The sequence below is a fragment of the Azohydromonas lata genome (genome assembly GCF_034427735.1).
GTDB classification, from domain to species: Bacteria; Pseudomonadota; Gammaproteobacteria; order Burkholderiales; family Burkholderiaceae_C; genus Azohydromonas; species Azohydromonas lata.
This window is the reverse complement of the sequence record NZ_JAXOJX010000072.1, coordinates 23,369-33,337: the sequence shown is the minus strand read 5'-3', so window position 1 is coordinate 33,337 and position 9,969 is coordinate 23,369. Positions and strand designations below refer to the sequence as shown.

The window sequence follows — 9,969 nt, the reverse complement described above, 5'->3', positions numbered from 1 at the left end:
ACCTCTCGTGTCGCGCCTCGCGCGACAGCGACCTCATGTCCATTGCCTTCATCACCGCGGTAATCATGACGCGGCAAGATTTCAAGAACATTACTGCCGGCTCAATAACTCCTGCAATATCGGATTCAGGCCACCATGGGGTCCACGCAATGAATGAGGTGTGTGCTGTCGATGCTGGTCTCGACCTTTCCCCCGTTTCCTCAGTCGAGCGTCACGTTGGCGTCCTTGACGATCTGGGCCCACCTCGGCAGTTCGCTCTTGATCATTGATCCGAACTGCTCGGGACTGGTCTTGTAGGGTTCGGCCCCCACGCTGGCCAGCTTCTCGCGAACATCTGCCGAGTCCAGTACCCTGGCGACGTCAGTCTGCAACTGCGCGATGATGGCCTTGGGCGTGCCAGCTGGTGCAAAGAGGCCATACCAGGGCGTGTAGCCCAGCCCCTTGACCGTCTCTCCAACGGTCGGTACGTCAGGCAGTGCGGAGATGCGCTTCTCGTTGACCACACCCAACACCTTGAGTTTTCCGCCCTTGATGAAGGGTAGCGACGAAGGCAAGCTCTGCACTGACACTTGCACTTGGCCCCCTACGAGGTCCGTCACCGCAGCCGACGCCCCCTTGTAGGGCACGTGCATCATTTCGATGCCCGCCGCCTTGCTCAACATCTCACCGAACAAGTGATTAATCGTGCCGTTGCCAGCCGAGGCAATGGCGATCTTTCCTGGCTGAGCCTTGGCAGCAGCGATCAGATCGCTAACGGTCTTGGGCGCGAACTGGTTGTTCGCGACCAGGACATAGCCCGAGGTGGCCACAGTCGCGATCGACTCGAAGTCCTTGAGGGGATTGAAGCCTGGTTGCTTGTAGAGAGATGGATTGATGACGTACGTACTGTCGGCAGTTAGCAGCAATGTGTAGCCATCTGGCTTTGACCTTGCGACGGATGCGGTACCGATGTTGCCGCCGGCGCCAGGCCGGTTGTCAACGATGAACTGCTGGCCGGTGGTCTCACTGAGCTTTTGTGCCACGATCCGCGCAATTGCATCGTTGGCTCCGCCTGCGGCCTGCGGTACCAAGACAGTGACTGATTTGGTCGGGTACTTGTCAGCGGCTATGACAGGAGCGGCCAGGACGGACAGCAAGGCTAGCGTCAAGGCGGTACGCTGGTTGGAATTCATGAACGTCTCCTGTGTGTGTGGTTGAGGTTTAGGCGAGCATCCCGGGTATCAGACGCCCGTTGCGCAGCAGGTCGCCGCTGACCGGTGGCTCGTTCTCGATGACCTTGGCGAAGCAGTCGGCCAGTGTCTTGCCGGCAAAGGGGCCGGCGATCGGCTGGCCCATCTCGATTACTTTCAGGCCCTGCAGGGCTTGGAGATGCAGCATGGTGTCCTCCGAGGCTGTTTCAATCGACACTGGCATGGCAGTCCTTGACCATGCGTGCCCACTCCGGCAAGTCGTTGCGGAACATCGCCGCAAACTGCTTGGTCGTTGGCTTGGAGGGCTCACATCCGAGCTCGAGCTTCACGGGTTGTCTCCTGTGGGGTAGCGGACGAAAACGTTCAGGGAAAGAGCCAGGGCTCGGTCAAACGTCGCGAGGCCTCGTAGGCGCGGATGCGATCGGTGCGCTGCAGCGTCAGCGCGATGTCGTCCAGGCCATGCAGCAGCCGGTGCTTGCGCCCCGGGTCGATCGTGAATGGAATCGGCGCACCACCGGCTGGCGTCACGGTCTGTGACGGCAAATCGATGTGCAGTTGCAGCCCGGGAGTTGCGTCAACCAGCCGGAACAGCCGGTCCACAACATCGGCCTCAAGCACGATTGGCAACATGCCATTCTTGAAGCAGTTGCCGTGAAAAATGTCGGCAAAACTCGGCGCGATCAGCGCCCGGATGCCGAAGTCGCGCAGCGCCCACGGTGCATGCTCGCGGCTCGAACCGCAGCCGAAGTTTTCGCGCGTCAGCAGAATTTGCGCGCCGGCATAGCGTGGTTGGTTCAGCGGGAAGTCGGGGTTGCGCGGCCTCTTCGACACGTCTTGACCGGGCTCGCCGTGGTCAAGGTAGCGCCATTCGTCGAACAGGTTGTCGCCGAAGCCGGTACGGCGGATCGACTTCATGAACTGCTTCGGAATGATGGCATCGGTGTCAACGTTCGCACGGTCAAGAGCCACGACCAGTGCGGTGAGTTCGGTGAACGGTTGCATCAGGGGGCCTCGCTTGCAATGTCGATGAAGTGGCCGGTGATCGCGGCAGCTGCCGCCATCACCGGACTGACCAGGTGGCTGCGCCCGCCCGGCCCCTGGCGGCCCTCGAAATTGCGGTTCGACGTCGACGCGCAGCGCTCGCCCGGGCCGAGCCGGTCGTCGTTCATGCCAAGGCACATCGAGCAGCCCGCCTCGCGCCATTCAAAGCCGGCGGCAATAAAGATCCGGTTCAGCCCTTCGGCCTCGGCCTGCGCCTTCACGAGACCGGAGCCCGGCACGACCAGCGCCTGCCGGATGGTCGGCGCGATGTGGCGGCCGTCGACGATCGCGGCCGCGGCGCGCAGGTCCTCGATCCGCGCGTTCGTGCACGAGCCGATGAATACCTTGTCGGGCCGGATTTCGGCGATCGGCGTGCCAGCTTCGAGCCCCATGTACTCCAGGGCCCGGACCATGCCGGCGCGGCGCACCGGATCGACCTCAAGCGACGGATCCGGCACGCAGCCGTCGGCCGGCACGACCATCTCGGGCGACGTGCCCCAGGTGACCATCGGTCGCAGCGTCGCGGCGTCAATTGTCAGCGTACGCTCGAAGCGCGCCCCCGGATCGCTGTGCAGCGTGCGCCAGTACCCGACCGCCGCATCCCACTGCGCGCCATGCGGCGCGAAAGGCCGATCGCGCAGGTAGTCGATCGTCTTGTCGTCGGCGGCGATCAGGCCGACGCGAGCGCCCGCCTCGATCGCCATGTTGCAGACGGTCATCCGACCTTCCATCGACAACGCGCGGATCGCGTTACCGGCGAATTCGATTGCGCAGCCGGTGGCGCCGGCAGTACCGATGCGGCCGATGATCGCCAGGATCAGGTCCTTCGCCGTGACGCCGGTGGGCAGTTCGCCGTCGACCTGGATCAGCATCGGCTGCATCCGGCGCATCGCCAGGCATTGGGTGGCCAGCACATGCTCGACATCGGAGGTGCCAACTCCAAAGGCCAGTGCTGCGAACGCGCCATGCGTGCTGGTATGCGAATCGCCAGCGACGACAGTCATCCCGGGCAGCGTCGCACCCTGCTCAGGACCGACAACGTGGATGATGCCTTGGCGCCGACTGCTGATGCCGAACTCGGTGATGCCGAACTCGCGGCAGTTGATGTCGAGTTGCCGCACCTGCATGCGTGACAGAGGGTCGGCGATGCTGTCGACGCTTGCGCGCTCGGCCAGCCTGGTGGGCACGTTGTGATCAACTGATGCCAGCACCGTCTCGCGCCGCCACGGCTGGCGGCCTGCGAGACGCAGCCCTTCGAAGGCCTGCGGGCTCGTCACCTCGTAGACGAGATGGCGATCGATGTACAGCAGAGTTTCGCCATCCTCCGTCTCGTCGATAACGTGGCGCTGCCACAGCTTGTCGAACAAGGTGCGGGGCTGGCTGCTGTGTGGTTGCAAGGTCATACATGTCTCCTTGGTCGAGTTCAGCGGACACGCACGAGGGCGCATCGATGAAGGGCTCCGCTACCGGCAAGGCGGCGAACGCCGTTCGGGTCGCAGGCTTGTTTTGACGCTCCGACGCAGGATGTCGTGGTTGAACGACCAGGCCCTACGCTTCACAGAAAGACGTCCAGCGCAAGGGCGAGCGCCCGCCGCTCTCGTTGCCGGCCAGTCATGAGGGCGCTGGCCTTGACTCCGACTATGCACTCGGCGCGCAGCAGCGCGCGGCGCTTGGCGGCCATGCCCGGCAGGTTGAAACACAACGGCATGCGTTGCTGCGCATGCAGCGCTGCATCAATCGGCCTGGATTCCGGTGCTCTTCACCACCTGTTGCCAGCGGACCAGCTCGGCTTGGGTAAAGCTGGTGAACTGCTGTGGTGCCATGTAGTCGGCCGACGCACCCTGTTCAGCTGCCTTTTGTTTGAACTCTGGCGATGCAAGTACCTTGCTGATTGCGGCGCTGAGCTTGTCGATGATCGGCTGTGGGGTCTTGGCAGGTGCAAACACGCCAAACCAGGAGGTGGCATCCAGCTTGGGCATGCCGGCCTCGGCAGTCGTGGGAACGTTGGGCAGCGAGGTCACCCTTGTCTTGCCTGTCACAGCCAAGGCCCGCAGTTTTCCAGACTGGATGAACGGCATGTACGGTGGCGGCGTACCGAAGGTCAGGTCAACTTGTCCGCCAAGCAGATCCTGCAAGGCCGGTCCCGTGCCCTTGTAGGGGACATGGGTCAACTGAATCCCGGCTTGCTGTTCCAGCATGGCGCCGGTCACGTGCTGCAGCGAGCCGTTGCCCGATGAAGCATAGGTCACCTTGCCCGGGTTCTTCTTTGCATAGGCCACGAGCTCGGCCAGTGTCTTCACGGGTAGCCCTTCGCGCACAACGATTACCTGCGGCGCGCTCAACACGTTGGCCACGGGCTGGAAGTCCTTGGCATCCCACTGCGCAGGCTGCTTGCTCACGTGTGGCGTGATCACGTGGTACCCGGAGTACTGCATCAGCAGCGTATAGCCGTCGGCCGGCGCGCGCTTGACCGCTTGCGCCGCAATGCCTCCGCTTGCACCTCCGCGGTTGTCGACGACGATCGACTGGCCCAGAGCCTTGCCCAAAGGCTCGGCCAGCATTCGACCGGCGATATCGGTCGTGCCGCCCGGGGACGTGGGAACGAGGAGCGTGATGGGCTTCGACGGATACGAGGCATCTTGCGCAAGGGCTGGGCTCAGGCCTGCAACACATCCCAGACCAGCGAGCAAACAGACAGCGCGACGTGAAACGGTTCGGAATGCGACTTTCATGCTTGTCTCCTTTGAAATTTCGCTTCGTGAGTCAGCGCGCCAGCGCCCGTTGTCGAATGGCGTCGAAGTCGGCTGGCCGAGCATGTAAGTCGAGTCGACGACCCGCCTTGACAATCTGGCTGGGGACGTCATGGCCGATCAGCGCAGGCAGCCTCTTTGAAGACTCGATCAGCTGCGCCAGGTCCACACCGGTGTCGTAGCCCATCGACTCCAACGCATGCACGATTTCCTCGCTGCATACGTTGCCGCTTGCTCCTGGCGCGTATGGGCAGCCTCCGATGCCGCCCAGCGAGGCGTCGAAGCGGTCCGCTCCGGCGTCAATGGCTGCCAACACGTTGGCCAGACCCATGCCACGCGTGTTGTGGAAATGCAGGGTCAGCTCGGTACCAGGCCATCGCTCGCGAAACATCTGCGTCAACGTCGCTGCCTGCCCTGGGTGCGCCATGCCGGTCGTATCGCACAGCGTCACGCCATTGGCACCGAGCTCGTCAACGAAGCGGGCACACCAGTCAAGCACCACGGCATCGGGCACATCGCCTTCCATCGGGCAGCCAAACGCGCATGACAGAGAGACGTTCACGGCGACCTTTTCCTGCCGGGCCACCGCGGTCACGTCAGACAGCGCCGTGAATGACTGCTGCTGAGTCATTCTCAGGTTGGACAGGTTGTGGCTTTCACTGGCCGACATCACCAGGTTGAACTCGCCGGCTCGTGCATCGATTGCCCGCTCAGCACCGCGGACGTTGGGCACCAGCGCGCTGTAAACCACGCCGAGTACGCGCTCAATCTCGCGCAGCACCTGCTCGGCATCGCGCAGCGCCGGAATGGCCTTGGGCGACACGAAAGCCGTGACCTCGATCTTGGCCATGCCGGCATGCGACAGCGCATTGACCAATGCAATCTTTTCCTCGGTGGGCACAAAGGCCTGCTCGGCCTGCAGTCCATCGCGAGTCCCAACTTCCTGCATGTAAATGCGTCGATTGGTACCGCTCCAAACATTGTGGGATTTCATGCAATCACCTTCCTTTCACGCAAAGCCTGGATCTGTTCTTCGCTCAAGCCAACGTCGCGCAGCACTGCGTCCGTGTCGTCACCAAGCCTTGGCGCTGGCGTTCTCAGGCTCCCGGGCGTACCGAGCAGCTTGGGCACCACGCCGGGCACTTCGATATCGAAGCCATCACGCGTGCGCTGCGTGAGAATCATGTCGCGCGCACGGTAGTGCGGGTCCTCGGCGATGTCTTTGGCGGTGTAGACCTTGCCCACCGGCACGCGCGCGCCGTTGAGCACCTCCATCACCTCGGCCACGGTGCGCGTATGCGTCCAAGCCTCGATGGCGGCGTCGATCTCGTCCACGCGTTTCACGCGCCCGGCGTTGTCGGCCAGCGCCGGGTCGTTGCCCAGGTCGTCGCGATCGATGACCGACATCAAGCGCTTGAAGATGCTGTCGCCGTTGCCCGCCACCAGCACGTAGCCGTCGCTGCACCGGTAGGCGTTGGACGGGGCGATCCCGGGCAGCGCGCTGCCGGCGGCCTCGCGCACCGCGCCGAAAGCGCTGTACTCGGGAATGAGGCTTTCCATCACGTTGAACACCGCCTCGTGCAGCGCCACGTCGATGACCTGGCCCTTACCGCCATGCGCCTGGCGGTGGTAGAGCGCCATGAGGATGCCGATGGTGCCGTGCAGCGCCGCCAGCGTGTCGCCGATGGAGATGCCGCAGCGCACCGGCACGCGGCTCGGCTCGCCGGTGAGGTGGCGCAAGCCCCCCATGGCCTCGCCAATGGAGCCGAAGCCCGGCAGGTCGCGGTACGGGCCGGTCTGCCCGTAGCCGGAGATGCGCAGCATGATGAGGCTGGGATTGAGTTCGCTCAGTGCCTCGTACGACATGCCCCAGCCTTCGAGGGTGCCCGGTCGAAAGTTCTCGATCAGAACGTCCGCCTCAGCAATGAGCCGACGTGCGATCTCCTGCCCTTCCTTGCTGCGCAGGTCCAGTGCAATGGAGCGCTTGTTGCGCGACTGGACCTGCCACCATGCGGAAGTGCCATCCTTGATGAGACGCCAATTGCGTAGCGGGTCGCCGCTGCCCGGTGCCTCGATCTTGATCACCTCGGCACCGAACTCCGCCAGCGTCTTGCCGGCAAACGGGCCGGCAATGAGCTGCCCCATCTCGATCACGCGCACGCCGTCCAATGCGCCTTGCGTTCTCGTCTCGGATTCGCTGCTGTCCATGCTGCTTCCTTTCGGTATGTCTGCGTGGTCCATCAAACAACCGGCGACGTGCACGCCTGTCACAGGCACCTGGATGCCTTGCTGATGAAAACCAGGGAACCTCGTTGGTGAGGCAATTTCCTGCACGTAAGCCGCATGCGGCATCTTTCCAGATGCTCGCGCAACCTGTTATGGCGCTGTATCGATGTCTGGCATCGTCCATTTCCTTCCGATGCGAACTGTGTCCCTGGATCGATGCTGCAGAAAGCCTCCTGCAGCGCATGGGGCATTGTCAAAGGCCTAGGCCGCGCAGGGAATGACACAGAGGCGGCGCTAGCTTTCGTGGGTGGCGAAAGCGAATGAGGGTTGTCCCTTGCCTTGTTCGCGCCGTACGTCAACCACTGCCGACGAGGTGGTCGATGAAGACCCGCACGTGACGCGGCAGCGCGCTCACGTCACGAATGCCTATCAGCAACGTACGGTCCGACCACGGCTCGTCCAACGTAATTTGACGCAGATTCATCGCGCGCAGCATGGGTCGCACGGATGCTTCGGGCAATACAGCGATCCCCATGCCGGCAGCCACCATCTGACACATAGCATCGAAGCTGCGAACCTGAATGCGGTTCTTGAGCTTGCGCCCGAGGACTTCGGTTTCAGCCTGCAGCCGCCTGGCCAGCGATGTTGCGTTCGACAGCGTCACAAAGTCGAACTCGATGGCTTTTTCGAAGCGGACTGCACGGCTTGATGCGAGTGGGTGCCCTTGAGGCACGACGAGTACCAGACGATCGTGGTGATAATTCAGCACCTGCAAGCCCAAGGTCGGAGTGCGCTCCGCGAAGATGCCGACGTCTGCGCGGCCATCGAGCACCGCAAGAACCACATCCTGGCTGTCCCCTTCTTCGAGCTCGATGCGAATGCCGGAATTGGCCTGGACGAATTCCGATACTTCCCGGGGCAAAAATTGCGTCACAGCCGACGTGTTGGCCCACAGGCGGACAACGCCGGTGAGGCCGCAAGCGTAGTCCGACAGGTCAGCGGCCATCTGGTCGACGGCGCTCAGAATGATCTGCGCATGGCGCTGCAATGCCTGACCGGCCGGCGTCAGCGTCACGCCGCGCGAATGGCGATCGAACAATGGCGTACCCATGGCATGTTCGAGATCAGTGAGACGCTTGCTCGCTGCGCCGACCGCCAGCGCTGCCACTGCCGCGCCCTTGCTAATACTGCCGGACCTCGCCACAAGGCTGAATAGGGACAGCGAGACGAGGTCAACGCGGTGGAGGTTCATGCAGGCCTCTGAAATGTCGTGTTCATGAGCTGCCGTAAACAGCCCGAAGTGCGCAGGTGTCCGTGGCAAGGCAAGCGAAGTCATGTCGGCCTAAAAAAGGCCACCGCGCCTGCGCGTTGCGGCTCGGGCAACGGCTTGGAACAACGCTTGCGCATCGGACTGTTCACCAATGAACTTGCGCAGGTCCAGCAGCGCGTTCACATCGACGCCTGTTTCCACACCTATCATGTTGAACAGGGTGGCCACGTCTTCGAGAGGAACGTTCCCAACGACGCCAGCGCTCACAGCGCTGCCGCCGATCCCGCCCAGGGATGCATCGAACCTGGTGACGCCAGCCTCGACGGCGGCCATCACGTTGCCAAGACGGTTGTCCGGAGCACGGTGCAGGTGCGCGCCAAGCATCACGTGCTGCGGCAACAGTGCCCGTGTGCGTTGGAACAAGTCGTACACCGCGTTGGGAGTTGCGACCCCGAACGAGTCCCCCAACGAGATGCCATCGGTACCCGCGTCAACAACTGACTCCACAATTTGCAGCACTGCCGCAGGGTCAACGTCACCCTGCAGGGCGCAGCCAAACGCCGTACTGATGACCGCCTCAATACAGCATGAAGAGCGCACCGCTTCACACTCGGCTCGAACGAGACGCAGTTGCTCGACCAGCTCTGCGCTGGTTCTGCCGACATTGGCGCGGCTATGCATTTCGCTGGCCGAGATGGGAAGGGTCAACACATCGGCGCCTGCTGCAATGGCGGACCTCGCACCGTCCATGTCGTGGACCACCACTGATACCTTCAAACCCGCAATAGTCTTTGCAAAGGCAACCACTTCGGCGGTATCAGCCATCTGCGGGAACTCCGTAGGCGACACGAACGCGCCGACTTCAATCTCGCGCAGCCCAGCAGCATGCGCCAACAAGATCCAGTCGCACTTCAACCCGGTAGGCAGTGCTTGCCGCAGGGACTGCAGCGCATCACGAAGGCCAACCTCGCGGATCTCGATCTTTTCAGGCAGCAGTCTTGGCGTTGCGTCAGCGCGGGCATGCTTCACGATGGCTCCTTGTTCGACGGTGGTCTCGCTGTGATTCTGTGAATCGATGCTGTGTGGTAGTCGTGATGCGCCATCACTGCTCTCCATCAGGCGGAATCCGCGTCGTCCCTGCGTTGCTGCGAATGGCTCTCACAGCGGGTGGCGGATTGTGGAAATGTGGCCATCGGGACGGAATGACCGAGTGGCGGTGCAAGCTTTCGCGATCCGCGAAAGACAGCAAGGGTTTTCCCGGAAACGGCTTGGGCTGCCTGCAGGATCGCTGACGACCGGGCTTGGAAGTCGCAGCGGGAAACCTCCTGCAAGCCACGGACGATCTCCGGCTCGGCCATTTATGGTTGCGGCTCAATGGCCCCTAAAAAGGCAGGCAGTTACCACTTGGACTGGCAGACCCTTTGGCACGGAGCCTTCTCAAGACGAAGGGTTTGACGTTCGTAACCCTGCCTCGAACCAATACCGGCCGCAT

11 protein-coding genes are annotated in these 9,969 nt (G+C 62.6%); all 11 read right to left on the bottom strand.

The window, feature by feature from the left end:
* Positions 1–200: 200 nt before the first annotated feature.
* The 11 genes from SM757_RS28565 to SM757_RS28515 all read right to left on the bottom strand — a co-directional run bounded on the left by SM757_RS28565 (position 201) and on the right by SM757_RS28515 (position 9,593).
* Positions 201–1,172, bottom strand: coding sequence for a Bug family tripartite tricarboxylate transporter substrate binding protein (locus SM757_RS28565; RefSeq protein WP_322467963.1), 972 nt, complete (start codon positions 1,170–1,172; stop codon positions 201–203).
* 28 nt (positions 1,173–1,200) lie between these two features.
* Positions 1,201–1,377, bottom strand: coding sequence for a CoA transferase (locus tag SM757_RS28560; RefSeq protein WP_407655812.1), 177 nt, complete (start codon positions 1,375–1,377; stop codon positions 1,201–1,203).
* A 19-nt stretch (positions 1,378–1,396) separates the two neighbouring features.
* Positions 1,397–1,519 (bottom strand): hypothetical protein, encoded by a 123-nt coding sequence (locus tag SM757_RS28555; protein WP_322467962.1) that lies wholly within the window; start codon positions 1,517–1,519, stop codon positions 1,397–1,399.
* 34 nt (positions 1,520–1,553) lie between these two features.
* Complete coding sequence (leuD, locus tag SM757_RS28550) at positions 1,554–2,192, bottom strand: 3-isopropylmalate dehydratase small subunit (RefSeq protein ID WP_322467961.1); 639 nt, start codon at positions 2,190–2,192, stop codon at positions 1,554–1,556.
* A complete protein-coding gene (gene leuC, locus SM757_RS28545) occupies positions 2,192–3,634 on the bottom strand; it encodes a 3-isopropylmalate dehydratase large subunit (protein WP_322467960.1) in 1,443 nt (480 codons plus the stop codon). The genes leuD and leuC overlap by 1 nt, the downstream gene beginning before the upstream one ends.
* A gap of 152 nt (positions 3,635–3,786) precedes the next feature.
* Positions 3,787–3,939, bottom strand: a complete 153-nt coding sequence (locus SM757_RS28540; RefSeq protein WP_322467959.1) for a hypothetical protein — start codon at positions 3,937–3,939, stop codon at positions 3,787–3,789.
* A gap of 25 nt (positions 3,940–3,964) precedes the next feature.
* Positions 3,965–4,963, bottom strand: a complete 999-nt coding sequence (locus SM757_RS28535) for a Bug family tripartite tricarboxylate transporter substrate binding protein (RefSeq protein ID WP_322467958.1) — start codon at positions 4,961–4,963, stop codon at positions 3,965–3,967.
* A gap of 31 nt (positions 4,964–4,994) precedes the next feature.
* Positions 4,995–5,975, bottom strand: a complete 981-nt coding sequence (locus SM757_RS28530) for a hydroxymethylglutaryl-CoA lyase (RefSeq protein WP_322467957.1) — start codon at positions 5,973–5,975, stop codon at positions 4,995–4,997.
* A complete protein-coding gene (locus SM757_RS28525; RefSeq protein ID WP_322467956.1) occupies positions 5,972–7,189 on the bottom strand; it encodes a CaiB/BaiF CoA transferase family protein in 1,218 nt (405 codons plus the stop codon). The genes SM757_RS28530 and SM757_RS28525 overlap by 4 nt, the downstream gene beginning before the upstream one ends.
* Positions 7,190–7,562: 373 nt before the next feature.
* A complete protein-coding gene (locus SM757_RS28520; protein ID WP_322467955.1) occupies positions 7,563–8,459 on the bottom strand; it encodes a LysR substrate-binding domain-containing protein in 897 nt (298 codons plus the stop codon).
* Between the two features lie 90 nt (positions 8,460–8,549).
* The gene (locus SM757_RS28515) at positions 8,550–9,593 is read right to left on the bottom strand and encodes a beta/alpha barrel domain-containing protein (protein ID WP_322467954.1); all 1,044 of its coding nucleotides are present in this window, start codon (positions 9,591–9,593) and stop codon (positions 8,550–8,552) included.
* Positions 9,594–9,969: the final 376 nt, after the last annotated feature.